Origin of the sequence: Enterobacter cloacae complex sp. ESBL7, assembly GCF_041679625.1 — a bacterium.
Taxonomy (GTDB): domain Bacteria; phylum Pseudomonadota; class Gammaproteobacteria; order Enterobacterales; family Enterobacteriaceae; genus Enterobacter; species Enterobacter asburiae_B.
On record NZ_JBGORN010000011.1, the window covers coordinates 12860 to 39032 of the forward strand.

At 53.3% G+C, this 26173-nt stretch carries 33 protein-coding genes and 3 pseudogenes; 30 read left to right on the plus strand and 6 right to left on the minus strand.

The features are described from left to right. Positions 1 to 28: 28 nt before the first annotated feature. Positions 29 to 448, minus strand: a complete 420-nt coding sequence (locus ACERY3_RS21955; RefSeq protein ID WP_373226512.1) for a hypothetical protein — start codon at positions 446 to 448, stop codon at positions 29 to 31. A 1504-nt stretch (positions 449 to 1952) separates the two neighbouring features. On the opposite strand from ACERY3_RS21955, the gene ACERY3_RS21960 reads away from it, so the two are divergent. The 26 genes from ACERY3_RS21960 (at position 1953) to aldB (ending at position 18455) form a co-directional block, all read left to right on the plus strand. Continuing rightward, positions 1953 to 2930: a hypothetical protein gene (locus ACERY3_RS21960; RefSeq protein ID WP_262771626.1), complete on the plus strand. Its 978-nt coding sequence runs from the start codon at positions 1953 to 1955 to the stop codon at positions 2928 to 2930. A 347-nt stretch (positions 2931 to 3277) separates the two neighbouring features. Further along, positions 3278 to 3574, plus strand: a complete 297-nt coding sequence (locus ACERY3_RS21965; protein WP_373226513.1) for a hypothetical protein — start codon at positions 3278 to 3280, stop codon at positions 3572 to 3574. Positions 3575 to 3842: 268 nt separating this feature from the next. Further along, positions 3843 to 4529 carry a YafY family protein gene (locus ACERY3_RS21970; RefSeq protein ID WP_212563224.1) on the plus strand — a complete coding sequence of 229 codons (687 nt, stop codon included), beginning with the start codon at positions 3843 to 3845 and terminating at the stop codon, positions 4527 to 4529. A 29-nt stretch (positions 4530 to 4558) separates the two neighbouring features. Next, the gene (locus tag ACERY3_RS21975; RefSeq protein WP_373226514.1) at positions 4559 to 5053 is read left to right on the plus strand and encodes a hypothetical protein; all 495 of its coding nucleotides are present in this window, start codon (positions 4559 to 4561) and stop codon (positions 5051 to 5053) included. A gap of 45 nt (positions 5054 to 5098) precedes the next feature. Beyond that, a complete protein-coding gene (locus tag ACERY3_RS21980) occupies positions 5099 to 5407 on the plus strand; it encodes a hypothetical protein (protein ID WP_373226516.1) in 309 nt (102 codons plus the stop codon). A 2-nt stretch (positions 5408 to 5409) separates the two neighbouring features. Continuing rightward, positions 5410 to 5721, plus strand: a complete 312-nt coding sequence (locus tag ACERY3_RS21985) for a hypothetical protein (protein ID WP_262771632.1) — start codon at positions 5410 to 5412, stop codon at positions 5719 to 5721. A gap of 45 nt (positions 5722 to 5766) precedes the next feature. Then, positions 5767 to 6237 carry a hypothetical protein gene (locus ACERY3_RS21990; protein ID WP_262771634.1) on the plus strand — a complete coding sequence of 157 codons (471 nt, stop codon included), beginning with the start codon at positions 5767 to 5769 and terminating at the stop codon, positions 6235 to 6237. Positions 6238 to 6283: 46 nt separating this feature from the next. Further along, on the plus strand, positions 6284 to 6796 hold the full coding sequence (locus tag ACERY3_RS21995; RefSeq protein WP_262771636.1) for a DUF4234 domain-containing protein: 513 nt from the start codon (positions 6284 to 6286) through the stop codon (positions 6794 to 6796). Between the two features lie 130 nt (positions 6797 to 6926). Then, a complete protein-coding gene (locus ACERY3_RS22000) occupies positions 6927 to 7115 on the plus strand; it encodes a hypothetical protein (protein WP_373226517.1) in 189 nt (62 codons plus the stop codon). Between the two features lie 55 nt (positions 7116 to 7170). After that, positions 7171 to 7404, plus strand: coding sequence for a DUF905 domain-containing protein (locus ACERY3_RS22005; protein WP_195869513.1), 234 nt, complete (start codon positions 7171 to 7173; stop codon positions 7402 to 7404). 110 nt (positions 7405 to 7514) lie between these two features. Continuing rightward, entirely contained in the window at positions 7515 to 8333 is an 819-nt protein-coding gene (locus ACERY3_RS22010; protein WP_373226518.1) for a DUF932 domain-containing protein, read from the plus strand. After that, positions 8333 to 8587, plus strand: a complete 255-nt coding sequence (locus ACERY3_RS22015; RefSeq protein WP_373226519.1) for a hypothetical protein — start codon at positions 8333 to 8335, stop codon at positions 8585 to 8587. Before ACERY3_RS22010 ends, ACERY3_RS22015 begins: the two co-directional genes overlap by 1 nt. 16 nt (positions 8588 to 8603) lie before the next feature. Beyond that, complete coding sequence (locus tag ACERY3_RS22020; RefSeq protein ID WP_373226521.1) at positions 8604 to 9101, plus strand: antirestriction protein; 498 nt, start codon at positions 8604 to 8606, stop codon at positions 9099 to 9101. A gap of 11 nt (positions 9102 to 9112) precedes the next feature. After that, entirely contained in the window at positions 9113 to 9592 is a 480-nt protein-coding gene (radC, locus tag ACERY3_RS22025; RefSeq protein WP_373226055.1) for a DNA repair protein RadC, read from the plus strand. Positions 9593 to 9606: 14 nt separating this feature from the next. Next, a complete protein-coding gene (locus ACERY3_RS22030) occupies positions 9607 to 9828 on the plus strand; it encodes a DUF987 domain-containing protein (RefSeq protein ID WP_373226522.1) in 222 nt (73 codons plus the stop codon). A gap of 18 nt (positions 9829 to 9846) precedes the next feature. Continuing rightward, positions 9847 to 10215: a type IV toxin-antitoxin system YeeU family antitoxin gene (locus ACERY3_RS22035; protein WP_373226524.1), complete on the plus strand. Its 369-nt coding sequence runs from the start codon at positions 9847 to 9849 to the stop codon at positions 10213 to 10215. A 5-nt stretch (positions 10216 to 10220) separates the two neighbouring features. Then, positions 10221 to 10451, plus strand: coding sequence for a hypothetical protein (locus tag ACERY3_RS22040; protein WP_373226526.1), 231 nt, complete (start codon positions 10221 to 10223; stop codon positions 10449 to 10451). A gap of 60 nt (positions 10452 to 10511) precedes the next feature. After that, positions 10512 to 10886 (plus strand): TA system toxin CbtA family protein, encoded by a 375-nt coding sequence (locus tag ACERY3_RS22045; RefSeq protein ID WP_373226528.1) that lies wholly within the window; start codon positions 10512 to 10514, stop codon positions 10884 to 10886. A gap of 95 nt (positions 10887 to 10981) precedes the next feature. Continuing rightward, complete coding sequence (locus ACERY3_RS22050) at positions 10982 to 11359, plus strand: TA system toxin CbtA family protein (protein WP_373226530.1); 378 nt, start codon at positions 10982 to 10984, stop codon at positions 11357 to 11359. Beyond that, positions 11356 to 11847, plus strand: a complete 492-nt coding sequence (locus ACERY3_RS22055) for a DUF5983 family protein (RefSeq protein ID WP_373226532.1) — start codon at positions 11356 to 11358, stop codon at positions 11845 to 11847. The genes ACERY3_RS22050 and ACERY3_RS22055 overlap by 4 nt, the downstream gene beginning before the upstream one ends. 27 nt (positions 11848 to 11874) lie before the next feature. Continuing rightward, positions 11875 to 12222 carry a DUF5983 family protein gene (locus tag ACERY3_RS22060; RefSeq protein WP_373226533.1) on the plus strand — a complete coding sequence of 116 codons (348 nt, stop codon included), beginning with the start codon at positions 11875 to 11877 and terminating at the stop codon, positions 12220 to 12222. 28 nt (positions 12223 to 12250) lie between these two features. Then, on the plus strand, positions 12251 to 12454 hold the full coding sequence (locus ACERY3_RS22065; RefSeq protein ID WP_373226534.1) for a hypothetical protein: 204 nt from the start codon (positions 12251 to 12253) through the stop codon (positions 12452 to 12454). Between the two features lie 80 nt (positions 12455 to 12534). Further along, complete coding sequence (locus tag ACERY3_RS22070; RefSeq protein ID WP_373226558.1) at positions 12535 to 13377, plus strand: DUF4942 domain-containing protein; 843 nt, start codon at positions 12535 to 12537, stop codon at positions 13375 to 13377. Positions 13378 to 13601: 224 nt separating this feature from the next. Continuing rightward, positions 13602 to 14987 carry an L-seryl-tRNA(Sec) selenium transferase gene (gene selA, locus ACERY3_RS22075; protein ID WP_064673799.1) on the plus strand — a complete coding sequence of 462 codons (1386 nt, stop codon included), beginning with the start codon at positions 13602 to 13604 and terminating at the stop codon, positions 14985 to 14987. After that, positions 14984 to 16831 carry a selenocysteine-specific translation elongation factor gene (selB, locus tag ACERY3_RS22080; protein WP_373226536.1) on the plus strand — a complete coding sequence of 616 codons (1848 nt, stop codon included), beginning with the start codon at positions 14984 to 14986 and terminating at the stop codon, positions 16829 to 16831. The genes selA and selB overlap by 4 nt, the downstream gene beginning before the upstream one ends. Positions 16832 to 16916: 85 nt before the next feature. Continuing rightward, positions 16917 to 18455, plus strand: coding sequence for an aldehyde dehydrogenase AldB (gene aldB / locus ACERY3_RS22085; RefSeq protein ID WP_023309928.1), 1539 nt, complete (start codon positions 16917 to 16919; stop codon positions 18453 to 18455). Here aldB and ACERY3_RS22090 read toward each other — a convergent pair. Continuing rightward, on the minus strand, positions 18452 to 19417 hold the full coding sequence (locus ACERY3_RS22090; RefSeq protein ID WP_373226537.1) for a LysR family transcriptional regulator: 966 nt from the start codon (positions 19415 to 19417) through the stop codon (positions 18452 to 18454). The two genes, aldB and ACERY3_RS22090, sit on opposite strands and share 4 nt — an antisense overlap. Before the next feature lie 117 nt (positions 19418 to 19534). On the opposite strand from ACERY3_RS22090, the gene ACERY3_RS22095 reads away from it, so the two are divergent. Further along, the gene (locus ACERY3_RS22095) at positions 19535 to 20275 is read left to right on the plus strand and encodes a MipA/OmpV family protein (protein ID WP_033147018.1); all 741 of its coding nucleotides are present in this window, start codon (positions 19535 to 19537) and stop codon (positions 20273 to 20275) included. A gap of 289 nt (positions 20276 to 20564) precedes the next feature. Next, positions 20565 to 20636, plus strand: a pseudogene (locus ACERY3_RS22100) (type II toxin-antitoxin system HicB family antitoxin); the annotation flags it as partial. Positions 20637 to 20671: 35 nt separating this feature from the next. On the opposite strand, the gene ACERY3_RS22105 reads toward ACERY3_RS22100, so the two are convergent. Both ACERY3_RS22105 and ACERY3_RS22110 read right to left on the minus strand, forming a co-directional pair. After that, positions 20672 to 21748: a type I restriction endonuclease gene (locus tag ACERY3_RS22105; RefSeq protein WP_033147017.1), complete on the minus strand. Its 1077-nt coding sequence runs from the start codon at positions 21746 to 21748 to the stop codon at positions 20672 to 20674. 173 nt (positions 21749 to 21921) lie between these two features. Beyond that, positions 21922 to 22044, minus strand: a pseudogene (locus ACERY3_RS22110) (hypothetical protein); the annotation flags it as partial. 57 nt (positions 22045 to 22101) lie between these two features. On the opposite strand from ACERY3_RS22110, the pseudogene ACERY3_RS22115 reads away from it, so the two are divergent. Together ACERY3_RS22115 and ACERY3_RS22120 are read left to right on the plus strand one after the other, a co-directional pair. Beyond that, a pseudogene (locus ACERY3_RS22115) lies at positions 22102 to 22461 on the plus strand (helix-turn-helix transcriptional regulator); the annotation flags it as partial. A 78-nt stretch (positions 22462 to 22539) separates the two neighbouring features. Next, entirely contained in the window at positions 22540 to 22995 is a 456-nt protein-coding gene (locus ACERY3_RS22120; protein ID WP_058841874.1) for a 4Fe-4S dicluster domain-containing protein, read from the plus strand. On the opposite strand, the gene ACERY3_RS22125 is transcribed toward ACERY3_RS22120, so the two are convergent. Together ACERY3_RS22125 and ACERY3_RS22130 are read right to left on the minus strand one after the other, a co-directional pair. Next, the gene (locus ACERY3_RS22125) at positions 22979 to 24697 is read right to left on the minus strand and encodes a ShlB/FhaC/HecB family hemolysin secretion/activation protein (protein WP_058841875.1); all 1719 of its coding nucleotides are present in this window, start codon (positions 24695 to 24697) and stop codon (positions 22979 to 22981) included. The two genes, ACERY3_RS22120 and ACERY3_RS22125, sit on opposite strands and share 17 nt — an antisense overlap. Positions 24698 to 24816: 119 nt before the next feature. Then, complete coding sequence (locus tag ACERY3_RS22130) at positions 24817 to 25614, minus strand: collagen-like triple helix repeat-containing protein (RefSeq protein WP_223862643.1); 798 nt, start codon at positions 25612 to 25614, stop codon at positions 24817 to 24819. Positions 25615 to 26173: the final 559 nt, after the last annotated feature.

Below are 26173 nucleotides of genomic sequence, written 5' to 3' on the forward strand. Positions count from 1 at the left end.
TTATCTGGCTACTGTATAGCAGTATCCGTCATCCACAGCTATTTTCATCCTTATGGATTTCCGGCTTCCGGTACAGACTCCCCTGACCGGACGCTGCACGCGCCCACAGTTCTTCATCGCTGAGCGTGGTTTCAATCAGTTCAACTGGTACACCGCAGTCATCAATAACGGCCACCCGGTAATCATCGATGGGTTCATAAGGCCCCAGGATAACCGTCTCGCCCGCAATCGCCTCAGCCAAACTACTGACCTTAAACGCCACATGCGGCACGGTTTTTAGCAATGGATGGAGCGGAGAGTCATCAGTAAAGCGATGCCACTGCACCCGAAACTTTCCCGGATTATCGGCGGTATACATTCCCGCGCTGGCACTGAACTTGCCTGCGGTATCCCCGTCCTGCACCGGCATACCAAAATGGTGAAACTCGTAACGTACGCCTGCTTTCATCGTTAACGTCTGCCTCCGTAGGGTTAAACACCCGATACATTACCCAATCTACCGATAACAATGCAGCAACGGATATTAACTTTCCAATCAGCCAACGGGCAGTTTAAATCCTCTTCTAAAATGCACTGTAACGCATCAGGAGCGACGTATTAATACTATCCGCAGATTTCCACTACCGTGATATTCAATGCGGTTATACAGGCTTACAGGAAGCCATGGAGGTATAAGGCACAACAGCGTTCAATGACTTATTAAATAGCTTGCGATTATTACCAGGATAATCACCCCACTCCCTTTCACCATAATCTGGTTATTCTGTTTACGATACACCCCTGGTAATTACCACCGGTACAGAGAATTGCCCTCCTGCAGGTGCTATCAATACTCAGGCATACGTATATCAAAAAATGCTTTCAGAGATAATCATCCACTTTAGCCTCTGTCACTGGCAGGTGTCGTAAGGATTAATATCAAGCAACCAGAGAAATACCCATAAAACCACGACAGGTTAGTTAGCTAACTGAACATTTAACGCTCATCCCCAGTATCGTTGCGATACTGCAATTCAATTAAACTCCAGAGCTACAGTTAAGAACGAAAATATTTATCTAATGGCGAGCCGTTGATAATCACCCCATCACTTATCAGGTATGGACATTCACCTTAAACATTACTGCCCTGTCGTTACGATTATTAGATTACTGGCATCAATCGCCTCCACTTTTATCCAGATAAACATTACCCAATGGCTACTCATGTAATTACCCATTGCTTAATGTCAGTTTCTCAATGAACACTGAGCATTCCAGAGTCACTACATTGATTGAATGTCTCAATGAATACCATCCAATAGCACTATCCCTTTAGTGATTACCTTCAGGTGATAATACTCCTATAACATCCCCTTCTTTAATATATTAATACCAATCCAACACATTCAGCACAGAGAAAACATTAAAGATAGCCACGCCGGACAGTGCTTATCTACAATTAACCCCTGTGTAAGTTACTCTGGAATTATCATTCTCAGTTAAGTGTGAAAACAGAATCAATAAAATCAGACGAACTCAACAGGGCGAATACTCATATCACCGTTAACCATAGAGGGCCGTATGCCTGTTTCTGAGCAATGAAATGAAAATATCAATGGGCAACCATACCTGATGCAAGAAATGTCTCCTGAAGCGAACCAGGCATCATGACGGGGATGAGAACAAGAGTGTGCAGGAGGGCAAGCGGAAGGGTAAGATAAGCCAGTTGAGATGCAATAACATATATGAAAAGCCGAGAAACACGATAACAGAAAGGATAAAAACAATAAAAACAACGACAGTAAAACCATGATAAAGCCGTGCTAAAACCAGAATCAAACCGCAATCTTACTTCACGATGACTACCAGATGTGTTTTTAAGTGACGATAAAACCATCATCATGCTACTGTATCGCTACGACAATCACTACAACAATCATTACCATGTAGTTTAGCTTATGGAGCGTTTGATAATGGCAATACATTACAATGATGGCAGGAAAACACCCGTTAAAAGTCGTGACATACGGATCTGCAATTTTTATCTTGGCTGGTTAGGAATAAACAAAAACATCAGAGCAGAAGGGGTTAACCGTCAGGAAGCAGGCAGCTGCCATCAGGCAGTTAATCATCTCATCAATGAGTACTATCCTGATAAAGAACAGCAAGAAAGGCTCCTGGCAGACATGCATACCGCCTGCGACGAGAATATCTTACCTGCAGAAAAATTTGACTGGCTTGAACACGACGAACGGGCCGCATTCTGGATGTGGGGTTATCTCTGTGAAGCGAGTGACTATCAGATTGGCATTTCTCGATCAAGAGATATAGGGGATGCTTCTTTCGGTCAGAACTGGTATCAGTTCCTTCAGCTCAGTAAATCCCCGGCAAGCCACCGGGAAAGAATGCAACTTCTCTTCAATTTTTTTGACTGGATAATTACCCCTGCTCCACCGGTTAATCGCCTCAAGAGCCAGGTAATGGACAGGCTCAAAGACCAGTGGAAAAATATTTACAGCAAACCCGTCCCGCTGAAATGGTTACCTGATGAGGAAGAGGCAGTACTATGGGCATGGAACAGTCTTAAATCGCTACAGGATGAAAAAAATAAACCCACAGGCGGGCTCTCACTGAGTCTGTCAACGCCGGGACTGAGCACCTGGTTTACGCCACTGAGTCATTCTGAGCGTAATTTAGCGCTACGTGCCGCGCTGGATTTATGGGACGATGCGCCGGATACAAAACGGCTATTTCTGCTGAATTTGAATAAGGCCTGGAACCAGCAAAAATTACGTCAGTCCCGTACTGATAAAAAAGCACTTAACACATACCTGAAGAACGAAACTAAAATTCGACTGGATTTTATGGCTGAACGCAGCGGGGTTCGTATCAGTGATATGCTGGAAACAATAATTAATGAGTATTACCGGAAAACCTGTGGCAGTGAATGAGGACTCTGCACTGAACAAAGAGTGAATGGTAATAATCACACGGCCAGAAACTGCATTCAAAAAAATTTCAGACCTATATTACTCAAGTGAGAATGGCAGCAGAAATGTTGCCGTTTTGTTATTTCACTCACGGAGGTTAATGTGTCCGATAAGAAAAAATGGGGTTCTGATGCCCTGTTACCGTCGTTATGCCTTCTCCCGGATCAACGGTCCCGCAAAATACCCGTGTGTATGCTTCTCCCGCTAAATCACTGCTCTGCTTCCTGTTCCGGTACCCGGGTCTCTCTTATACACGGTCCGCCAGCTCATGAAGGCGGCTAATTATTGCCAGTAACCAGGAGAAGGAAATGCATTGTCCGAATTGCGGTTCGCAAAACATACAGCTGCGCCATGTGGGTAAAAAGACAGGTGGGGTGACCGGGGCCATTGCCGGGGGGCTCGCTGGTTTGGAAGGAGCGACGGCAGGTGCGATGATTGGCTCCGTCGTGCCTGTGGTCGGCACGCTGGCCGGAGGACTCATTGGTTTTCTGTCAGGTGCCTGTGCTGGCGCGGTGGCGGGAGCGGTTGCCGGTGAAAAGCTGGACGGGACGATATTTGATGAATATGGCTGTACGCGCTGTGAGCATACCTTCAATGCGCCTTAACGCTCAGCGGTATCAGCCATAATTACCACCGGGCCCTGTGGTCCGGTGTTTTCTGAGCCTGTTTTCCCCTTCCTCCCCTGGAGCTATGATGACAGGGAGTGTCCGTGTGCGGCCTTTTCTTGACTGAACAATACTAACCCTTTGTTAATCCTCACCTAAAATTTTCATACTTTCTTCCTGCCAACGCTCAGGGTGGTCATAACGTGTCCACCCACTCCTGCATAATAACCCCATGAAATATCGACCTGTTTTTTCACATGGAGCGCCCATGCCACGCGCAGATGAAGAGACCCGCTATGACCGGATGGCCGTCAGACTGTCGGTCATCATCAGCCGCTTAATGACCGGAGAAACGCTGAACCTGCAGGCGCTGTCCGGGGAGTTTGGCGTTTCTGAGCGCACCCTGCGCCGCGATTTTTATCAGCGACTGGTCCACCTCGATATTATCGGGGAGAACGGTACGTACCGGCTCAGCGAAAACGCCACGCGTGATTACTCTCCGGGGGCATTGTCCTTTGCCCGCAGCACCGGCATCGCCCGCATCATTCCGTCGCAGAGCCGACAACTGATGCACCTGCTGATGAATGAAACCGGCACCTCGCCCTGTTTTATCTGGCACGACTCACCGCCATCATGGGCGCATGCTGACAGTTTCCACCGTCTGGCCGAAGCCATTCATCACCATCAGGTTGTCAGTCTGCTGGTTGGTGGTGTCCGTCACGACACCCTGGAGCCTTACCGTCTGATTTACCGGCACCAGCACTGGTATCTGGTTGCCTGCCAGGACGGAAGCCTGCGGGTATTCCGGCTGGAGGAAATCATCTCGGTCTCGCTGTCGGTACAGACCTTTCGTCGCCGGAGCGACATCTGTTCGCTTATCACCGAAGAGAGCTTTATCAGCGCACTTCCCCATTTTCGCTTTATCAGCGATGTCATTCGCACGTTTCAGGAATGACGGACTTACACCACCACAAGGAAAGCCGAATGAGAGCACTTACTGTCACCCTGTTTGCCACATTTTGTACCCTGCCGGTTGCGCATGCAGACACACCTGACGCCCTGCGCGACGCCCATTATCAGCGTTGCGTAAAGCCGGTCTTTTATGCGCAGACCCTGAACCACAAAAAGGAGGTCGAAATCTGCATCGTCACCCCGTCGGTGGCATATTCATTCGGCAGGACCGGCGCGGAACATAAGGAGATGGACATCACTGTTCCGGCTCAGGCAACGCGCTACGCGTACCAGAGCAACCAGGTTATCAGCCTGCAGGAATTTACCGTCCGCAACGGCGATACCACTTACCAGGTATCAGCCGGAAGCAACGATGAAGGCAAACCCTTTGCCGCGCTCGATGTATACCGGTGCAGTCCCGATACCGGAAAGCATCTGGCGACCATTACGCTTGACCCGGACACCGTGGTTAACGACATCAGCCACGGATTGCAGGATGAAGGCATACCCCAACAGGATGGCCTTTAACCCGTTTTATCAAACTAAAACCTCTGTTTATTCAAGGATATAGCAATGAACACTTCCCTTGCTGGCGATTCACACCGTTCGGCACGTTATTTTTCCGCGATCTGCCTGGTGTTATCGACAGTGGTACTCAGTGGCTGCGGTGATGCGAAATCCAAAGCCGAAAGCGAGTTTATCCGGGGCTGTAAATCCGGTGGTGGCACGACCGCCCTTTGCGGATGTATCTGGGACGACCTCAAAACGAAATATACCCACGGGGAACTGGAGAAAATGAACCAGCAGTACGGTTATGTTCCTCCGCGCTTCATGGACAACATGCTGAGTGGCGCTCAGCAGTGCAGAAAAAAGGAAATCTGAACATGGCTCTTGTCATTAAATATTTCGCGATTGCCTTCACCATCGCGCTTGTGGTCGTGCTGTTTAACGTGTTCGGGAGTACCGGCGAGATACGCAGTTTTGGTCAGGGAATGGGATATCTGTTCTGGATGACCCTGGGGCCCGGAGCCGGTATGACGGTCGGTGCTGCTCTTCGACAATGGCTGATGCCGGACGCGGTATACACCCGCGAAGGAATGACCGGATTACTCAAGGCCCGCCTGTTCTGGCTTGTGGGGCCACAGTGTATCGGCTGGCTGGCCGGGCTTATCGCCGTGGGTAAACAACTCATGTAACACAGCTGGCACTCAACAACAATTTGACTCAGAAGGAAAAACACCATGCGATTCATGCACGCCATCCTGCCAGCAGGATTACTGACCTTTGCCATCACGGCACACGCGGTTCCCAATATGTGGAGCAGTGGCTTCGATATGGGCGTCACCGAGTACATCATCACCAGCCCGGAAAACACCATGCTGAATCTCAACTGCACCGGCAATCCTGACGACCAGAACATCCTGCAGCATCACGTCATGCTCACCCTGCCTGACGGCAGCGGTGCCGATTCACAGGATGAGAAAACCGCCATCACCGTCGTCACGGATGACCAGCCGTTCCCGTTGCCGTCCTCTCTGGGCTGGCGTAACGGCGACAACGCCTGGCTCTCGTTCATTGATGCCATCAGAAAGGCAACGTCGTTTGAGATTTACGTCAACGACAAAAAGGTGGGGCATTTTTCCCCTTCAGCCGGAAACGTCCATAAGGTTCTGGCTGCTATGCCCGAATGCACGACACTCACCGCCGGGTAACCCATCGCCCCCTGTTTACAGCAAAATCAATCAAGGACAATACGATATGACCGACATCTCGACACTCAGCCAACGACTGGAAACACCCACCCTGCATTTTGTTCTGCTCAGCATCGTCACCTTCGGTGTCTGGCCGCTGCTCTGGCTGTACAAAAAGCAGCAGATTATCAGCGAGGCCACCGGGTATCCGGTTTGCGGCAACCTGTTTATCATCTGGCTCGCCGTCTTTTTTGGGCTCGGACGACAGTTCGGCGTGATGGCCTCACCGGACCTCGCGGGCTACGACACGGGCAGCGATGCACTGCTGGCCTTAAGCGGCATTCTGTCGCTGGCCTGCGGCGTGATGTACATCGTCTGGGCCTTTAAGGCCAGAGCCGCACTGCGACACTATGCGCTGAACACCTTCCGCTTTGACCTGAAAATGAACGCGTTCTACACCGTTATCTTCAACGTTTTCTACATCACGTACTGCATCAACGACATGCCGCAGGCGCTGGCAAAACACCGGATTATTCACGGTCAGGCCCCCGTGCCGCCAGAATCTCCGTCATCGCAGTAACGCCATCCCTCCTCTTATTTACCCGGCAGGGGCATCAGTGAATGCCCCTCATCCATCCGGGCTCCCCTCCGAGATTTGACCCAATGACATTACTGAAAATTGTGCTCAACTCCCTGCGTCAGGTGCTGACATGGTGCTGACATGGTGCGCCAGTAGCCGGGCACAGCAGTTTGTGGAAGACCACTTCCGCAAAGAAGGTTACGACGAAGACAGCATCTATATTGCCAGACAGACGGCAGCCCTGCTGGCAGGTGCCTTAATCGCAGCGCTGATGGAGCAGATACTGCAGCTTATCGCCACACCTGGAGCCTCCCGTTGATGCCCTGCTCACTGAGCGGGGCATTTTGTTTTATGCCATTCATCAGGAGATGACGATGCACAACACCGACGATACCCCACTACCGTCCGGTCCGTTTACCCGCAGGCAGGCGGTTGCTGTGGTAGCGGCATACCATAACGTCGCCATAGAAGATGACCAGGGGACGCATTTTCGGCTGGTCATTCGCGACCACGAGGGACAATTACTCTGGCGGGCGTGGAATTTTGAAGCCGGTGCCGGGGAATGGCTTAACCGTTATCTGCTCAGCCACGGTATCCCCGGTGACTGACTCACCACGGGCCTCGCCCAAATACCAACCACACCAACAGGCCATGTTCCCTCCGGGGCGCATGGCCTTTTTGTTTATGCCGTTAAATCAACCAACGAAGGAAATTAACCATGCGTTTAGCCAGCAGCTTCGGACGTATAAACCAGATACGCCGCGACAGACCGTTAACCCGTGAAGAACTGATGCAGGTCGTTCCCAGCGTCTTCAGTGAAGAGCGCCACGAGTCCAGAAGCGAAAAATACGCTTACATCCCCACCATTACCCTGCTCGACAATCTTCAGCGTGAAGGCTTTGAACCCTTCTTCGCCTGCCAGTCACGCGTTCGTGACCAGACCCGACGAGAGCACACCAAACACCTGTTACGTCTGCGTCGGGCCGGGCAGATCAATGGCCAGCAGGTACCGGAGATCATTTTGCTCAACTCGCATGATGGCTCCAGCTCATACCAGATGCTGCCTGGGCTGTTCAGAGCCATCTGCACCAACGGGCTCGTCTGCGGACTGTCGTTCGGTGAAATTCGCGTACCGCATCGTGGCGATGTGGCCGGGAAGGTGATTGATGGTGCTTATAAAGTGCTCAGCGTTTTTGACCGGGTGGAAGAGAAACGCGATGCAATGCAGTCGTTACGCCTGCCGCCACCGGCACAACATGCCCTGGCGAACGCTGCACTGGCGTACCGCTTTGGCGAAGAGCACCAGCCGGTAACCGCTGCGCAGATACTGACGCCACGCCGGTATGAGGACCGTCAGGACGACCTGTGGACCGTTTATAACCGCATTCAGGAATCGTTGCTGAAAGGTGGCCTGCCGGGGCGCACCGCACAGGGTAAACGTACCCGCACCCGTGCGGTTAACGGGATTGATGGCGACGTTAAGCTCAACAGGGCGCTCTGGGTGATGGCCGAAGAGCTGCAGCAGGCTCTGAGCTGATGCAGCATGTTACAGACGATGCCCGTCAGGCGGACGTTTATCCGCTTTCCCTGAATGAGGCTCCGGGCTGCCGCTCCATCTCTGATGACGACCTGTGCGCCTGGTGCACACATCTTCTCTACCGCCCCGGAGAACTCAGCCTCTGCCAGTTAAGCCTCGCCGACACTATATGGCCCGCCTGTTGTGATGAGAACGGCGATGCGCAGTCCTGCCCGTCGTTCCAGCTAAACCAGTCTCCCCCATCCGAGAAATAAACAAGGAAAAACGACTATGACCGACATTATCAACCTTAACGACACCCTCCCGTTACAACCCCAACCTGCCGGTGCCGGTGCCGGTGCCGGTTCCGCACCCGCACTGACCGCAAGCCTCGTACCCGACGAGCAGCGCATCGGCTTCTGGCCGCAGCACTTCGGACGCATACCGCAGTGGATAATTCTTGAACCCACTATCTTCGCCTGGATGGACCGCTTCTGCGCTGACTACAACGGCGGTATCTGGAATTTTTACACGCTGAGTAACGGTGGTGCCTTTATGGCCCCGGAAGCTGACGACAATACTGGTGAACAATGGTCGCTGTTCAACACCATGAACGGTAACGGCGGTGAGCTCAGCAGCGAGGCCGCCGGGATTGCCGTCTGTCTGATGACTTACAGCCACCACGCCATGCGCACCGAAAGCGACGCCATGACGGAGCACTATTATCGTCTGCGGGACTATGCGCTGAATCACCCGGAATGCAGCGCTATCATGCACATCATCGACTGAGGTCAGCCGCTATGGAACACCAGTTACCGTTGTTTGCCCGTGAATTAGCCCCAGCCGACCAGCAGACCATCCGGACAGCACTGACCCTGCTGGAATGCCAGCTACGTGAACCCGGCGCGTCATTTACGTCCAGCAATGCCGTCCGCGACTGGCTGCGCCTGCATCTCGCGCCTCTGGAGAGAGAAGCGCTCTCCGTTTTGTGGCTCGACAACCAGCATCGCCTGATAGACCACGACACCCTGTTTATGGGCACCATCAACAGTATCACCGTGCATCCACGCGAGGTCGTAAAGGCCGGCCTGAAGCACAATGCCGCCGCCGCAATACTTTCACACAACCATCCGTCCGGAGAGGCAGAGCCCAGCCATGCTGACAGACAAATCACTGCCCGTCTGAAGCAGGCGCTGGAGCTGGTCGACATCCGCCTGCTGGACCATCTGGTGGTGGGCGGGATGGAGACCATCTCGTTTGCAGAGCGAGGCTGGCTTTAAGAAGGAAAATATCGATGAAGATTATCAGCAAGCGCCAGGCAATGACGATTTACCGTCAGCATCCGCAGTCCCGGTTGTTTCGCTTCTGCACCGGGCGGTATCAGTGGTCCGGCAGTGTCTGCCACTATGCCGGGCGGGAGGTGCAGGATATCCGCGGTGTGCTCGCAGTGTTCGCTGAACGTCGTCAGGACCGCGATGGCCCTTATGTGACCCTGCGTTGCGTCACGCTCAACTGACGGTTAAGGAACACGAATATGTCGAATAACACACCACCCGTAAACCACAACATCTCAGAGCCTTGGTGGGGGCTTAAGCGCGATGTCATCCCGTGCTTTGGTGCACGCCTGGTGCAGGAGGGCAACCGGCTGCATTATCTGGCGGACCGCGCCAGCATCACCGGGCGGTTCAGCGAGGCGGATTTACGCCATCTCGACCAGGCGTTTCCTTTATTGCTTAAGCAGCTTGAGCTGAAGCTGCCCCTCGGCGAACTAAACCCACGCCGCCCGCACGGCGTCACGCTTTACGCAAAAGGGCTGACCTGTGAGGCCGACTCCCTCGGTTCGCACGGGTACATCTATATCGCGATTTACCCGACGCCACCTGAAGCACAATCTGGAGGCTAATAGCCATGCCACACGCCTGTAAAATCAGCGAGGTCATTGAACTGTTGCAACAGCATCAACACGATGATTTCGTATTATGTTCGCTATGGTACGAAGACGATGTGCGCAACGTGGATGCGTCTGCCACAGATAAAGAAGCTCAGGCGGCCTTACGCCATGCCGCCAGTAACCACGACGCGGAACAGGGCATTAACCAGGACACGCTGGCAGCCGCGCTGGATACCATCCGGCAGTGACGTACCACGTTAAATCCCCTCTCACCAACACCTTTCTTTTATTTAACAGAGATAACCTTAATGAGAATTTATCCTGTCTCCGCAAAACGGGCCGCAGAGATTGAACGTTTAACCCATAAATCACCGATTACCGTGTGGCAGCGCCTCCTGAAGTACCTGCTGGAGCGTCACTACGGCCTTACCCTCAACGACACGCCGTTTGGTGATGATGGTGCCATTCAGGAATGCATTGATGCCGGTGATGCTCTGGTTGACGCCCTGAACGAGGTAGCTGAAGACTGCGACCTGGAGCGTATTGATAATCGGGGAGAATCACTCCTGCCCGTCTCGCCATTACTCACGCCAGCAGATATCCGGAGCGCCCAAAACGCGGTGGGTCTGGAAGGCAGCAACAACACCCTGATTATCAGCGGACAGTCGTCAGCCAGAAGCTGACTCTCCGCCATCACACCGTCGTCTGGTACAGGCGATACCACCAGCGGAGCCGTTTTCGTAACGGCTGGCGCGACCTTATTAATGGAGTAAACCCAATGCAAACCCAGGCACTACCCTCAATGCGGGAGGCTTATCCGCGTCCATCACCGGTGGAGATCTGGCAGACCCTGCTGATCCATCTGCTGGACCGTCACTACTGCCTGACGCTCAACGATACGCCGTTTGGCAACGACGGCGTGATCCTGGACCACATCAACGCCGGGAGCTCACTGTGCGACGCGGTGAACTTTATCGTGGAGAAGTACGACCTGGTGCGTACCGATCGCCATGGTTTTAGCGCGGAAGCACAGTCACCGCTTATCAGCAGTATCGATATTCTCCGGGCTCGGAAAGCCACCGGGCTGATGACCCGCAGCGGGTACAAAGTGGTGACCGACATCACCAGCGGCAAATACAACGGGGAGGTACAATGAAGCTGTCCGTTAACGTGGAAGCCGACGCCATCAACGTTCTGGCCCTCAATATGGGCCGGATCGTTGTTGATATTGATGGCATTGAACTCTCTGAACTGATCGCCGCAGTAAACCAGAATGGCTGCACGCTGCAGATCGCCGATGAACCGGGTAAGGTCATCGTTGAATCATCACTGCCCCCCTATATGTCATTACCGGGGATCTGCTGCAGTACCGCGCACATCACGGCAGAAGACAACTCACTGCTGTATGCACTGTCGCATCAGGAGCAGGATTTTGGCGAGTCTGAATGGATTCATTTTTCAGGCTCCGGCTACCTGATCCGCCTGGAGGCGTGGTCATTTCCCGTATTGCGGCTAAAACGCCTGGGTCTGTCAAAAGCCTGCCGCCGGTTAGTCGTGACGCTCATCCGTCGCTACGCCGTTGGTATTATTCACCTTGACGCCTTTGGTGAACTGCTGCCCGATTTTGAAACCTTTGACTGGTAACTCACACTCAGCAGGACAACCCAAACCATGACATTAACCACTACCACCAGCTCGTCGGGGGGACTGGCGCCTCTGGCCCCTTCGGTATGTCTGCCGGGCATATGCTGCAGTACCGCGCATATTACCCGGGAAGACAGCCTGATACTGGCACAGGCAACAAAACGTGGTCACTGCGACTGGATACACGATACCGGCTACGGCTATCTGCTCAGGCTCAATGCCCGGCATCACCCGGCGCTGCGTCTTAAAGCGATTGGGCTCTCAGGAGCCTGTCGCCGTCTGGTCATCACGCTGATGCAACGCTACGGCACCCACATCCTGCACCTGGATGCGGATGGCGATCTCCTGCCGGGATTCGCCATGTTTGACTGGTAACCCCACCTCAAAAACATGAAGAAAACTTATGCTGACATTAACCACCGAAGCCGCTCTCAACATTCTGATTGGCTGGCTGCAGGACAATATTGATTGCGGTACGGAGATCATCTTCGACAACGACGAAGACAACACCGACTCAGCAGCCCTGTTGCCTCGAATTGAACAGGCATTACAGGACGTTCGCGCACTCCGCCATCTGCAGCTTCTGCAACAGACCAGAACAAATTAGCCACCGAACCATACTCAACGCACGCGCATAAGCGCCAGTCCTCACCGGCTGGCGCTTTGCTTTATATAAGGAAAGAAATGATGTCAGAACTGACTCTCACCGAACCCGAAGTGGTCACCGGCCACACCGACGTGATTTGCTCCACCAGCATTGAACGCATCGTCACCGGACGTAATACCGCGATTGCACAGATTGAAGCGCTGATACAGCAGCTTGACGATATTTCTGTACTAACCGACAGTATTGGCGGGGGCAAAGCGAATGAATGGGGAATGCGGCAATACCATTACGACTGCTGGCTGATGGAGAAACCCGAAACCGCGATGAAGGCGATCACCCGCAATATTGATCGTGGTATATGGCGAGAGCTGATGCAACGGTCCGGAATGCTGAGCCTGATGGATGCTCAGGCCCGTGATGAGTGGCACAACAGCCTGGAAAAGGAGGATATTCCGGCGGTCAGTGAAGAGAATATCCTCAGTACCTTTGAGCAATTGCATCTGAATAAAGGTGAGGTGTTTGAGCGGGGTGTAATCAATGTATTTAAAGGGCTATCCTGGAATTATAAGACCAACAGCCCCTGTAAGTTTGGCGCGAAAATCATCGTTAGCGGGCTGGTCAAATATGACCGGTGGGGATTTGGGCTTAACTGGGGCTGGCAGCGTGACCGCCTGGCTGACCTTGAACGCATGCTGATGCTTCTGGATGGCAAGCCTGTCCCCGATAACCGCGCTGACGTTACCCGTCGGCTGAGCGATCATATCCATGCTAACCGGCACGGTACCCGCTATGAAGATGAGATGTTTGCGATCAAATACTTCCAGAAGGGAACAGCCCATATCACCTTTAAGCGGCCAGAGCTGGTCGATAAACTGAATGACATCATCGCCTGGCACTACCCGGGGGCGCTGGCAGAGAGCTAAGAACATTAGTCTTATGATCCATTTCATTGAGTTAATGGGAATGGGGAATATACTTGAGGCCCAAAGGTCAATATGGGGCTCAACCAAGCAACGATGTCTTGGGGGCCTTAGTGGTGGCTTTTAAATTGATTGTTTAAATATATTTATTTTGAATCAATAGGTTGAACTTACATTTCCCATCTCCCGTCGGGAGGGGGGAAGATATTTACTCGCCAGGCGCTTTCATGACTACTCATCATTCGCTGTACAGCCAGATCCCCGCTACCGACCGTCTCCTTCGCGAGCCCCGCATTCATGCTGCCGTTGAGCGTTTTGGCCATACCGCGACGGTGGAGATGTTACGCCTGCTTCAGGACGAAGCCCGATGCGCTATTCAGGCAGAAAACGCCTTGCCCGACTGGTGCGCGGCGTGGGAGCAGGAAGTTGAGCACCGGCTGGATGAGAAAGCGCAAAGCGCGTTACGCCCGGTGATTAACCTGACCGGTACCGTGCTGCATACCAACCTGGGCCGCGCGCAGCAGGCGGAAGAGGCGGTTGCGGCGGTTGTGCAAGCCATGCGGGCGCCCGTGACGCTGGAGTACGATCTGGACGGCGCCGGACGCGGGCATCGTGACCGGGCGCTGGCGGACCTGCTGTGCCAGCTGACCGGCGCGGAAGATGCCTGCATTGTGAATAACAACGCCGCAGCGGTGCTGCTGATGCTGGCGGCCACCGCCAGCGGCAAAGAGGTGGTGGTTTCCCGCGGCGAGCTGGTGGAGATTGGCGGGGCGTTTCGTATTCCGGACGTGATGCGCCAGGCGGGCTGCACGCTACATGAAGTGGGCACCACTAACCGTACCCATGCGAAAGATTATCGCGCGGCGGTGAATGAAAATACCGCCCTGCTGATGAAGGTCCACACCAGCAATTACCATATTGAAGGCTTCACCAAAACGGTTGAAGAGGCAGAGCTGGCGGCGATTGGCCGCGAACTGAATATTCCGGTGATTGCCGATCTCGGCAGCGGCTCGCTGGTGGATCTGAGCCTTTACGGGCTGCCGAGAGAGCCGATGCCGCAAGAGATGATTGCCGCAGGCGTTAGCCTGGTCAGCTTTTCCGGCGACAAGCTGCTGGGCGGGCCGCAGGCCGGGATTATCGTCGGCAAGCGCGAGCTGATTGCGAAGCTGCAGCAGCATCCGCTCAAGCGCGCCCTGCGAGCCGATAAAATGACGCTTGCCGCGCTGGAGGCGACGCTGCGGCTCTATCTCCATCCGGAGAAACTGGCCGACCGCCTGCCCACGCTGCGTCTGTTAACCCGTGATGCCGCCTCGATTCGCGCCCAGGCCGAATTACTGCTGCCGCGCATTGCCCCGCACTACCCCGATTTTGACGTTCGCATTGAACCCTGCCAGTCGCAGATTGGCAGCGGTTCGCTGCCGGTGGACAGGCTGCCGAGTGAAGCGCTCACGTTCACCCCGCGTGACGGGCGCGGCAGCCACCTTGAAGCCCTGTCGGCGCGCTGGCGTGGCCTGCCCGCGCCGGTTATCGGGCGGATTTACGATGGCCGAATGTGGCTGGATCTGCGCTGCCTTGAAGATGAAGAGCGATTTCTGGAGATGTTGTTGAAATGATTATTGCCACCGCCGGTCATGTCGACCACGGAAAAACCACGTTGCTGCAGGCGATTACCGGCATAAACGCCGACCGCCTGCCGGAAGAGAAAAAGCGCGGCATGACCATCGATCTGGGCTATGCCTACTGGCCCCAGCCTGACGGTCGCGTACTGGGTTTTATTGATGTTCCGGGGCATGAAAAGTTTCTGTCCAACATGCTGGCGGGCGTGGGGGGTATCGATCATGCCCTGCTGGTGGTGGCCTGCGATGATGGCGTCATGGCGCAAACTCGTGAGCATCTGGCGATTCTGCAGCTGACCGGTAACCCGCAGCTGACCGTGGCGCTGACCAAAGCCGACCGCGTGGATGACGCACGCGTCAGCGAGGTGCGCGAAACGGTACAGGCGACCTTGCAAGAGTATGGTTTTGCCGATGCACCGCTTTTTGTCACCGTGGCGACAGAAGGGCGCGGTATCGATGAACTTCGCCACCACTTACAGCAGCTTTCGTCGCGTGACCACGCCAGCCATCACCGCTTCCGTCTGGCAATTGACCGGGCGTTTACCGTCAAAGGCGCGGGGCTGGTGGTGACCGGGACGGCGCTGAGCGGTGAAGTGAACGTAGGTGATACGCTCTGGCTGACGGGCGTTAACAAACCGATGCGCGTGCGCGGCTTACATGCGCAAAACCAGCCCGCGGAGCGTGCTCATGCCGGGCAGCGGATCGCGCTGAACATTACCGGGGATGCGGAAAAAGAGCAGCTTAACCGCGGCGACTGGCTGCTGGCCGATGCCCCTCCTGAGCCGTCTGAACGCGTCATTGTCTCCCTGCAGACAAACGTGCCCCTGACCCAATGGCAGCCGCTGCATATTCACCACGCGGCCAGCCATATCACCGGGCGCGTGTCGCTGCTGGAAAACGATCTTGCCGAACTGGTATTCGATTCACCGCTCTGGCTTGCAGACAACGATCGTCTGGTTCTGCGTGATATTTCCGCGCGGGAAACGCTGGCCGGGGCACGGGTGGTCGCGCTGAATCCGCCGCGACGCGGCAAGCGTAAGCCTGAATATCTGCAGTGGCTGGCTGCTCTGGCGCAGGCCAGCGATGATAACGCCGCGCTGCGGGTGCATCTTGAGCGCGGTGCGGTGAGCCTGCGTGATTTTGCATGGGCACGCCAGCTGAGCGAGGAAGGGTTACGCCTGCTGGCCCAGCAGCCGGGCTTTATTCAGGCTGGAAACAGTCTGCTAAACGCCCCTGTTGCTGCACGCTGGCAGCGTAAGATACTGAGCACGCTCGCAACGTACCATGAACAGCATCAGGATGAGCCTGGCCCGGGCCGTGAGCGTCTGCGGCGCATGGCGTTGCCGATGGAAGACGATGCGCTGGTGCTACTGCTGATTGAAAACATGCGCGAAAGCGGGGCGATCAAAAGCCACCACGGCTGGCTGCATCTTCCGGATCACAAGGCCGGGTTCACCGCTGAGCAAGAGGCAGTATGGCAAAAAGTGGCCTCGCTGTTTGGCGATGAGCCGTGGTGGGTTCGCGATCTGGCCCGCGAAACGAATACCGACGAGCAGGTGATGCGTCAGGTATTGCGCCATGCGGCGCAGCAGGGGCTGATAGTCGCGATCGTGAAAGATCGTTATTACCGTAACGATCGTATTGTGGCCTTTGCGAACCTGATCCGCGAGCTGGATCAGGAGCGGGGTTCTACCTGCGCAGCCGATTTCCGCGATCGGCTGAACGTGGGCCGCAAGCTGGCGATTCAGATCCTGGAGTATTTCAACCGCATCGGCTTCACCCGCCGTCGCGGTAACGATCATTTATTGCGCGATTCGTTATTATTTCCTGAAACTCCGTGACCCCCGTCGTAAAGCCGTTACCGGTTGGCGAGAAAATCGCCAGCCGGAACTACCCTTGATGTACACCAACAGCAAGGAGACGGTCATGACAAACAATCCTCCCTCATCGCGTATCCAGCCCGGCGAGTATGGTTTTCCCCTCAAGCTGAAGCCTCGTTATGACAACTTTATTGGCGGCGACTGGGTAGCTCCCGTCGACGGCGAATACTATTCCAACCTGACCCCCGTAACCGGCCAGCCGCTGTGCGAAATAGCCAGCTCCGGCAAGCGCGATATCGATCTGGCGCTGGATGCGGCGCACAAAGCGAAAGATAAATGGGGCCATACCTCCGTTCAGGACCGCGCGGCTATTTTGTTCAAAATCGCCGACCGGATGGAGCAGAATCTGGAGCTGCTGGCGACGGCGGAAACCTGGGATAACGGCAAGCCGATCCGGGAAACGATGGCGGCAGACGTGCCGCTGGCCATCGACCACTTCCGCTATTTTGCCTCCTGCATTCGCGCTCAGGAGGGCGGAATAAGCGAGGTAGATAGCGACACCGTGGCGTATCACTTCCACGAACCGCTGGGCGTCGTCGGGCAAATCATTCCATGGAACTTCCCGCTGCTGATGGCGAGCTGGAAAATGGCGCCCGCGCTGGCGGCCGGGAACTGCATTGTGCTGAAACCGGCGCGTCTGACCCCGCTCTCGGTGCTGCTGCTGATGGAAATCGTTGGCGATCTTCTGCCGCCGGGTGTGATTAACGTGGTCAACGGTGCGGGCGGTGAGATAGGGGAATATCTGGCTACCTCGAAACGGATCGCTAAAGTGGCGTTTACCGGGTCGACGGAAGTGGGCCAGCAGATTATGCAGTACGCCACGCAGAACATCATTCCGGTAACCCTGGAGCTGGGCGGGAAATCCCCGAACATCTTCTTCGCGGACGTGATGGAGGAAGAGGATGCCTTCTTCGATAAAGCCCTGGAAGGGTTTGCGCTGTTTGCGTTTAACCAGGGCGAAGTCTGCACCTGCCCAAGCCGTGCGCTGGTGCAGGAGTCCATCTATGAGCGCTTTATGGAGCGGGCCATTCGCCGCGTCGAGTCTATCCGCAGCGGTAACCCGCTCGATAACGTCACGCAGATGGGGGCGCAGGTCTCGCACGGACAGCTGGAAACCATCCTCAACTACATCGATATCGGCAAGAAAGAGGGGGCGGATATTCTGACCGGCGGTCGCCGTAAGGTGCTCGGCGGGGATCTGCAGGAAGGGTATTACCTGGAGCCGACGATCCTGTTCGGTCAGAACAACATGCGCGTCTTCCAGGAGGAAATTTTCGGACCGGTGCTGGCCGTAACCACCTTCAAAACGATGGAGGAGGCGCTGGAGATTGCCAACGACACGCCGTATGGCCTGGGAGCCGGCGTCTGGAGCCGCAACGGTAATCTGGCCTATAAAATGGGCAGAGGTATTCAGGCCGGGCGCGTCTGGACCAACTGCTACCACGCCTATCCGGCGCACGCGGCATTTGGCGGTTATAAGCAATCGGGCATCGGGCGTGAAACCCATAAGATGATGCTGGAGCATTATCAGCAGACGAAATGTTTGCTGGTCAGCTACTCCGATAAACCGCTGGGGCTGTTCTAATCGCCCAGCTCAGGCCGTCCATGGGCGGCCTGAGCAATTTGCTGGCGCAGGCAGTTCAGAACGCCATCCAGAACGTATTGCACGCGCCAGGGCTGGTATTCGCGTTTGCGGAAAATGGCCGTCAGATCGAGCCACCACTCTTCCTGATGCGGGAAGCAGGGAACCAGCATCCCTTGCGTTAATTCTTTTTTCAGACTCTCTTTTGGCGCAAAAACAATCCCAAGATTATTTCTTGCCAGCTCCAGGGCCGTCTGCGTATTGTCGCAAATATAATTACCGGTCACCCGGTAGTCATGCACGCTATCACTGCCGTGCACGCGGAAACGCCAGATGTTTGCATCATCGATCAGCATGGAATCAATGAGAATACAGGAATGATTAATTAAACCTTCAGGTCCCGTTAAGGGGTGTTTATTTAAATACTCCAGGGTAGCGAATGCCGTAACAGAATATTTTGTTAACACGCTGGCAACCAGACTTTCGTCTTTCGGCGGCGCATAGGTAATTAAAATGTCGCAGTCATCCGGAAAAGAAACGCCTTCTGAATATTCATTCCGATCCAGGTTATAGGTTTTCAGGGAGATGCGGATGTCACCGATATCTTCTATCTGATGGATCACGTGGCGCGCGAGATAGGTTACGATACCTGTAGGGGCATAGATCGTGACCTTTCCGCGCTTTTCATGCTTATAATCAGCAATAAAATTAACGAGTTGACGGTTCTTATCCAGCGTGGCATCAATGTACGGGAGTAACGCTTCCCCAAACTGGGTCAGGGCCAGCTGGCGCGTGGTGCGCTCAAAAACCTTGAGCCCAACCCGCGTTTCAAAATCAGACAGATATTTACTGACGTTGGCCTGCGCCATGCCCAGCAGGGCGGCGGCATCACCAATGCTGTGGGTGGCTGCGATGACGGATATAATTTTTAACTCGCGCGGCTTTAGCTGTAATTTATTCATCATGCACACCCATCTATATGATTTTGTATATAATATTATATAAACCGCAGCGTTGCATTGGCAAATTTGTAACCATTATTATGCGCCTCGCTTGTTTGGCATTTTAATGGATTACATGTAATGACTATTAAATACAATTTACTCATCGCTGCCACGTTATTTGCAACATCCTCAGCAATGGCCGGTGACTTTTCACTAGGAGCGGGGGCTGTATTTAATGAGTCTCCTTACAAAGGCTATAACGAAAATACTACCGCAGTACCGTTAATTAGCTACGAAGGCGATAGCTTTTATGTTCGCCAGACCACGGGCGGATGGATCCTGTGGAAAGACGCAAAAAATGAACTCAGCCTGACCGCATCGTGGATGCCGCTGCATTTCGATCCTGATGACAACGACGACCATCAGATGAAAAAGCTTGATGAGCGTAAAGCCTCTGCCTTCCTCGGCGGCGCGTACTACCGCCACGAAAGCTGGGGTTCGCTGAAAGTGGCGGTCTCGGGCGATGCCACGGATGAAAGCGGCGGTATGATCGGCGAGGTTTCATACTTCCGTCCAATCAGGATGGAACGCCTGACCCTGACGCCCTCTGTCGGTATTTTCTATAGCGACGAAAGCTATAACGACTACTACTATGGCGTATCCGGCAGCGAGTCTCGCCGCTCAGGTCTGGATGAATACACCGCCGGTGACAGCTGGACGCCATACGTTGGCCTGGCGGCCAAATATCAGTTAACCCAGAAGCTGTACCTGAACGCCAGCGCGGTCTACACCGTATTACCTGACGACGTGAAGAACAGCCCGATGATCGACCGCGACGACAGCTTCGCGCTGATGACCGGCCTGACCTGGCGTTTCTGATGCGCTAAAGCCGGGTGGCAGCTTCGCCTTACCCGGCCTACATGGACTGCCATCGCAGTTTTACGTAGGCCCGTGCAAGCGAAGCGCCTCCGGGCATATTTGAGAGTACCGATCTCCCGTTTTCCCTTCCCGTTATGGCTTCCTCATTAATATTCCTGATACGCTAATGCGATCTGCGCCATCAATAAAGGTGTGCATCATGTGTATCATTCTTAAAGAAAATTAAACCTGGCACTCTCGCCCGGATTTGGCGAAAGGCGGGAATTAAGCACGGATATCAGAAGTCGTTATGTTTTATCCGGCTTACATTCATTCTGACTTCGACGGTAGCGCCAGCGGCTTTTTCCCTGACGTTCCAGGCTGAGGCAGCACGTCGCGTGCTGCCTGGGTAAAAAATTAATTATATAGAGCTGCTGTCGCTTTCAGGATATCAGCAAATGAATAGATATCATCGACTGTCGTTATAGGATGACGCGTTTCGTTTTTTTCTATGTCGAAAAGTCCGATGTATTTTTGCGTACGATTAAAATGCAATCGGCAAAGGGGTTTGCGGTTGTTGTCATCTACAAGAATACCAAAGTAACTTTTGGTATCTCTGTGAGTTATACGGGGTGCCTCCAGTACTGCTCTGGTGATTGCTTTAACAATATGATATCCCTCGAGCTCCTCTAGCGTTGTAACCACATCACTTTCATCTTTATGTTCGTCTTCCTCAATCTGTGATGACTCATTTGGAGTATCGATGATCGCTGGGGTTATGCCCGTAATAGCTGACTTAAGTCGCTCATTAACCTGATCATTTATGTACTGGCTTGCAGCTTTTTTGGTCAAGTTAAAAAAAGACTCTCTGACTTTTTGAGTCAGAATCCCATCATAAACTCGGGATGCAAAAAATTTCACAAAGTCATCTTCAGGATTATTTAGCTGAGAATGCAGGATTTTTTTGATTTGGCTGACATATTTTAATTCACCAGCAGCATTGATAATTGATTCTAAATCAAACGAAGACTTAGTTAATTTTTTTAGCTCAGGTATTATATTTTCGTCAATATCAAGAAGATCTACTTCCAAAAATGGTTTTTCATCCATTTTATTGGGAGCATCCAGATCTGTAAAAAATTTATAATTTTGTCCATTGGTGAGGATTGAAATTCTGGCGTTTGTTACATGAAAATACCTGAATAACTGCGAAGCATGATTTATATTTAATGGTTCGCCAATTTTCTTACATTCAATAAGTATCTGAACGTCATTATTTTTCATTATAGCATAATCGATTTTCTCGCCCTTTTTTGTACCAACATCACAGACAAATTCAGGTGTTACCTCTGAAGGATCAAAAACATCATAACCCAGAACGTTATGAATGAATGGCATTACAAATGCAGTTTTTGTTGCTTCTTCAGTATTAATTACATCAAGTTGTTGTTTTATTTTATTTGATAAGGCATTTAATCTTTCTGTGAATTCCATGGGATGTCCTTATTTTTAGCTGTGTGTCTTTATGGAATAACACTAAAATGCATGTCAGACAATGGTATACCTGAGCTGAACTGCTGCAAAAAAACAATACCGAGGGTTAGATCACATTGTCTTTCAGTCGATGATAATCCGTGAACTCGGCATCACTGAGCTTGATAAAAATATTATATATCCATAAAGGTGACATTATTCTTGTTTATGTTTATCCACCAAATCCGCATCTCTGCTACTCCCCTATTTGCCCAACTGAACCGGGGTATAAAGGTTAGCGTGCAGTGCTGGCGCTGGAGATGATTTTATAGCAGGTGTCGCTCTCTTCAGGGAATGGAGACAGCGTGGATCAGGCCGGTGCGGCGATGGCGTGGAAGGCGAAGCAGCTTATTCGCACGCAGTTTCATTTACCGCTTTCGACGTCGCAGCTGGCAAAAGCGTTGCACTGCAATGCCGATTACCTGGGGCGCGTATTTCGCCGGACTTTCCATTTAACCCTGACGGAGGCGATACATCGCCAGCGCGCCAGGGCAGCGGAAAAGCTGTTGCTGGATGGCTCTGCGTCGCTTACCGAAGTGGCAAACCGCTGTGGTTTTAATGACGTGGGCTATTTTCGGCAAATATTTTCAAAGCATACGGGCTTAACACCTGCCGTCTGGAAACGACGGTACTGTAAAGAGCATATTAATTCCGGCAGAGCGCCTCCTATTTGACCCATAACACCTTCGCTGAATCGGGCAGTATGTAAGATGTGTGCAGTACCGGTTTTTAATGCACGCGAGGCGTACCACATGAACCGATTTATCATGGCGGATGCGGAAAAATGCATTGGGTGCCGCACCTGCGAAGTGGCCTGCGCGGTGTCGCATCAGGGCGCCGTCTCCGCTAATGCCTTTTCGCCCCGCCTTCGGGTGGTTAAGGGGAGTTCATACACTACGGCTGTGGGTTGCCATCAGTGCGAGGACGCGCCGTGTGCTAACGTCTGTCCAACCCATGCCATCAGCCGTACGGCGGGAGCCTGGCTCGTTGAGCAGACGCGCTGCATTGGGTGTAAAAGCTGTGTGGTGGCATGTCCGTTTGGGGCGATGCAGGTGCGCCTGGAGGGAAATAAGGCGCAGGCGCTGAAATGTGATTTATGCCTGCATCGCGAAGGCGGACCGGCCTGCGTGGAGGCCTGTCCAACCCACGCGTTGCGCTGCGTTGATCCTGTCAGGATTCGGGCTGAAAAGCTTACTGCATTTTATTGAAATTCCACGTGAACGTCAGACTGTAGCGCCAGTCCCTGTTGCGACTGTCTGTCGGAACATCCCCGACGGGTCGTGCCGCCTCCACCGTGACGCTATAGTGGCGCGTATCGCCTATCATCACCCCGGCAGCCACTGACCCGAGCCGTTGATGAGGCAAACCGGACGTGTTAAACCAGGTTTGCGCGGTATCGGCCAGGATATAGGGTTGGATGGTGGCAAGCCAGGTGCTCTCTTTTCGCATCTTGATATAGCGCAGTTCTACCTGCCCGCCGTAGCCGTAATCACCGCTTGCTTCACTGTCCTGATATCCACGGCCAAAGCGCTGGGCACCGAAGCTAACGCGTTCGGGCTCTGGCAACGTGTTATTTGACCAGTCTCCCTCCCAGGATGTTGATAGCCGCCATTTATCGGCAAACAGCCAGGCAGCGTCCAGATAGCTTTTTGTGAGCGTAAAATTAATATCGGGTTTAGGCGCTGAGACGATATCGGCACCCATCGCATCAATACCCTGTCGTACGTTGAGTCTGCCGCTGATGCTGGCGGTTGTGAATTGATGTGCACCATTGATACCCACTTCCAGCGCCGGATAACGTGCGTGTTGGTTGACGGAGTCCAGACTGTAGGTTTTGCCCTGCAGTCTGGCCTGCAGGGCATAGTCATCCTGGCGGTCGGTATAATCAAAACCGCTGGTCAGATTAATTTGTGATTTTTGCGTCAGCAGCAATGGATAGCCAAACGTCACGCCGCCGTTGTATTGCGTGGTTTTTTGCTTCGAATCGACCTGAATATTATTGGGCAAAGTGAGCAGGGGGGAAAAATCCCGCGGATTTTCACGGTAATAGCTGCCTTTGATCTGCATCGTCAGCCCTTCATCGTTTAAAAACTGCTGCCAGTTCAGACCCACATAGTTTTTTCGCGTGTTGCTATCTAACGGTATAAGCGTAGCCACGCCAAGCTGATCGCCATAGCTTGTCAGGTTGCTGAGCGTTCCGTTCAGCATCATTACATCTTGCCCTTTACGGGTGTCGATCGTGGAGGCGATATTCCAGCTCCGCTCCTCATTACCGGTTATCTGCATCGCCGCCGCGCCATAGATATTGGTTGGCAGCTGCGCGTTGGCCGTGACCGGAACGTTCGGGGTGCGGGTCATCAGCTGGCTATAGCGATCGAACGTATCCTGAGACAGCGGTTTTTCCGCCATGATTTTTTCTGACAAGCGTTTAAGGCGCGCGGCGATATTGGGGTTGTTACTGGTTATGTCGCTGTGCGCCACGTACCCTTCGACCAGGACAATTTTAATATTTCCCTGCTGGAAATTATTATCGGGCAGCCAGGCATAGGAGAGCGGAAAACCGTCGGCCTTGTAGCGCGCCGTAATATCATTTACCAGCCCCGTAAGCGTTTTTAGCGGCACGGTTTTTCCGGCGTAAGGCCTGAAAGGTTTAAGTAATTCCTGCAAGGGATAACGCGTGCCGCCAATAAACTGAATGTGATGAATGGTAATGGGCGTTTCAGGCGTCAGCGTTGACTGCGGTTTTTCTATTTTGACTTTCGGCTGTGGGACGGTCTCAGTCTGTTCTGGGGCAACGTTACGAGAAACTTGCGCCGGGTTATCAGGGTTAATAATAGAGGGCAGTGTATCGGCGCGGGCCATGCTCAACACAACCAGCCCCGTCAGCGAAAAAAGGAAATGGTTTTTCATCGCGCTATCCCTGTTCATCATTCCCGGTTAGGGGGAGTGTCGCTGTACGAAGCGCCCCTGAAGCAGGGGCGCAGAAAGGCAATAACCGTTTTACTGTTTTGGCGTCAGTAGACCGGTGGTTAACGTGTTGTTGTGCTGGCGGTAACGCCCGACGTCAGGGTATTGAGGGTTGTATTGACCGTCGCACCCAGGCTGTTGTTCGTGGCCGCCACATTTGCATTAGCTGTGAGAGAGCCTGATCCTCCTCCGGTCGTCGAGGTGGCGGGTTTCACTAGCGTACCGGTATCCGTCACCGTCTGGCCGACGTTTTGAACGACCTGACCTACGCCGCTAAGCCCGCTATTACTGCTGCTAACGTTGGTACCTACGCCGCTCACGGTGTTTCCTACCTGCGTTAGCAGGCCGTTGACCGGAGTACCCAGACCTGTTGTGGTGCCCACGCTTTGCGTCACGCCTTGTACTCCGCCCAGCGTCTTGTTCACCACAGTCGTGGTATCGGTTGTTACCTGAGCTACCGCAGGGCTACTGACCGTGTTGGTTAAACCTGTGCCGGTGTTACTGACTAACTGCCCGGTACTGTTTACCACGCTGCCCGTCAGGCCTGTTACGCCGCTAACCGGTGTTCCCGATGTCGAACTTGCCAGGCCCGTGCCTACCGTAGAGACGGTATTGCCCAATGAGGTGACCGACGTGGTCACGCCCTGAACCGTCGTACCAACACCGTTCGCGTTGCCCGGATCGCCAATGCCGGAGGTGACGCCCGTTCCCACGGTAGAAACGGCGCTGCCAACACCGCTGACGGTGGTTGAAACGGTTGATGTGACAGGATTATTTGTCGGGATCTGGCTTCCCAGGCTGTCCACCGTAGAGCCGACGCTGGTCACCGTTTTACCGGCATCACCCAGCACAGTATTCACGCCTGCAGTGGTTGTGCCGCCACTGCCCGTTCCGGTTCCTCCGCTGCCGTTACCTCCGGTTCCCGTTCCTGAGCCTGAGCCCGAGCCCGAGCCTGTCCCTGAACCTGAGCCAGATCCGTTACTGCCTGAACCACCATTATTAGCCGTTGTGCCACTTCCATCACCCGAGCCGGTATTACTTCCGGTTGCAGGGTTATTTTTGGCTGTTGAGTGAGATCCGCCACCGCTTCCACTGCAGGCAGAAAGAGAGAACGCGAGCAGTACCGCAGCAGCAATTACGCTGATGCGACTAGCATTATTAGGTAGCATAAAAATACTCCACGCAATAGAACGCCGAGCGGCGTATTAGTGAGTATATGCAGTATTTTAAAAATGCACACGGACGCGCTTCGAGGATATTTTCTTACCAGCGTTGTTTGTTTTAAGTCTTATATAACAATGAGTTAATTAAGCTGTTATTTAACATCTACTTAATTATTTTTGAATTACTATAGTGCCATTAAAACAACAGGAATTATCCTAAATAATCCCTTTAAATAATAGGGAAATAAAGCAGAAG

Coding starts and splice junctions, on each gene's coding strand:
- ACERY3_RS21980 (WP_373226516.1), top strand. CDS start 5,099: ATGAACACTTCCCTTGCTGGCGATTCACACCGTTCGGCACGTTATTTT.
- ACERY3_RS22055 (WP_373226532.1), top strand. CDS start 11,356: ATGAAGCTGTCCGTTAACGTGGAAGCCGACGCCATCAACGTTCTGGCC.
- ACERY3_RS22095 (WP_033147018.1), top strand. CDS start 19,535: ATGACTATTAAATACAATTTACTCATCGCTGCCACGTTATTTGCAACA.
- ACERY3_RS21965 (WP_373226513.1), top strand. CDS start 3,278: ATGCATTGTCCGAATTGCGGTTCGCAAAACATACAGCTGCGCCATGTG.
- ACERY3_RS21970 (WP_212563224.1), top strand. CDS start 3,843: ATGCCACGCGCAGATGAAGAGACCCGCTATGACCGGATGGCCGTCAGA.
- ACERY3_RS22125 (WP_058841875.1), bottom strand. CDS start 24,697: ATGAAAAACCATTTCCTTTTTTCGCTGACGGGGCTGGTTGTGTTGAGC.
- selA (WP_064673799.1), top strand. CDS start 13,602: ATGACTACTCATCATTCGCTGTACAGCCAGATCCCCGCTACCGACCGT.
- ACERY3_RS22090 (WP_373226537.1), bottom strand. CDS start 19,417: ATGATGAATAAATTACAGCTAAAGCCGCGCGAGTTAAAAATTATATCC.
- ACERY3_RS22005 (WP_195869513.1), top strand. CDS start 7,171: ATGCACAACACCGACGATACCCCACTACCGTCCGGTCCGTTTACCCGC.
- ACERY3_RS22065 (WP_373226534.1), top strand. CDS start 12,251: ATGCTGACATTAACCACCGAAGCCGCTCTCAACATTCTGATTGGCTGG.
- ACERY3_RS21990 (WP_262771634.1), top strand. CDS start 5,767: ATGCGATTCATGCACGCCATCCTGCCAGCAGGATTACTGACCTTTGCC.
- ACERY3_RS22045 (WP_373226528.1), top strand. CDS start 10,512: ATGAGAATTTATCCTGTCTCCGCAAAACGGGCCGCAGAGATTGAACGT.
- aldB (WP_023309928.1), top strand. CDS start 16,917: ATGACAAACAATCCTCCCTCATCGCGTATCCAGCCCGGCGAGTATGGT.
- ACERY3_RS21995 (WP_262771636.1), top strand. CDS start 6,284: ATGACCGACATCTCGACACTCAGCCAACGACTGGAAACACCCACCCTG.
- selB (WP_373226536.1), top strand. CDS start 14,984: ATGATTATTGCCACCGCCGGTCATGTCGACCACGGAAAAACCACGTTG.
- ACERY3_RS22030 (WP_373226522.1), top strand. CDS start 9,607: ATGAAGATTATCAGCAAGCGCCAGGCAATGACGATTTACCGTCAGCAT.
- radC (WP_373226055.1), top strand. CDS start 9,113: ATGGAACACCAGTTACCGTTGTTTGCCCGTGAATTAGCCCCAGCCGAC.
- ACERY3_RS22105 (WP_033147017.1), bottom strand. CDS start 21,748: ATGGAATTCACAGAAAGATTAAATGCCTTATCAAATAAAATAAAACAA.
- ACERY3_RS22040 (WP_373226526.1), top strand. CDS start 10,221: ATGCCACACGCCTGTAAAATCAGCGAGGTCATTGAACTGTTGCAACAG.
- ACERY3_RS21975 (WP_373226514.1), top strand. CDS start 4,559: ATGAGAGCACTTACTGTCACCCTGTTTGCCACATTTTGTACCCTGCCG.
- ACERY3_RS22070 (WP_373226558.1), top strand. CDS start 12,535: ATGTCAGAACTGACTCTCACCGAACCCGAAGTGGTCACCGGCCACACC.
- ACERY3_RS22010 (WP_373226518.1), top strand. CDS start 7,515: ATGCGTTTAGCCAGCAGCTTCGGACGTATAAACCAGATACGCCGCGAC.
- ACERY3_RS22015 (WP_373226519.1), top strand. CDS start 8,333: ATGCAGCATGTTACAGACGATGCCCGTCAGGCGGACGTTTATCCGCTT.
- ACERY3_RS22020 (WP_373226521.1), top strand. CDS start 8,604: ATGACCGACATTATCAACCTTAACGACACCCTCCCGTTACAACCCCAA.
- ACERY3_RS22035 (WP_373226524.1), top strand. CDS start 9,847: ATGTCGAATAACACACCACCCGTAAACCACAACATCTCAGAGCCTTGG.
- ACERY3_RS22000 (WP_373226517.1), top strand. CDS start 6,927: ATGGTGCTGACATGGTGCGCCAGTAGCCGGGCACAGCAGTTTGTGGAA.
- ACERY3_RS22050 (WP_373226530.1), top strand. CDS start 10,982: ATGCAAACCCAGGCACTACCCTCAATGCGGGAGGCTTATCCGCGTCCA.
- ACERY3_RS21985 (WP_262771632.1), top strand. CDS start 5,410: ATGGCTCTTGTCATTAAATATTTCGCGATTGCCTTCACCATCGCGCTT.
- ACERY3_RS22120 (WP_058841874.1), top strand. CDS start 22,540: ATGAACCGATTTATCATGGCGGATGCGGAAAAATGCATTGGGTGCCGC.
- ACERY3_RS22060 (WP_373226533.1), top strand. CDS start 11,875: ATGACATTAACCACTACCACCAGCTCGTCGGGGGGACTGGCGCCTCTG.
- ACERY3_RS21955 (WP_373226512.1), bottom strand. CDS start 448: ATGAAAGCAGGCGTACGTTACGAGTTTCACCATTTTGGTATGCCGGTG.
- ACERY3_RS21960 (WP_262771626.1), top strand. CDS start 1,953: ATGGCAATACATTACAATGATGGCAGGAAAACACCCGTTAAAAGTCGT.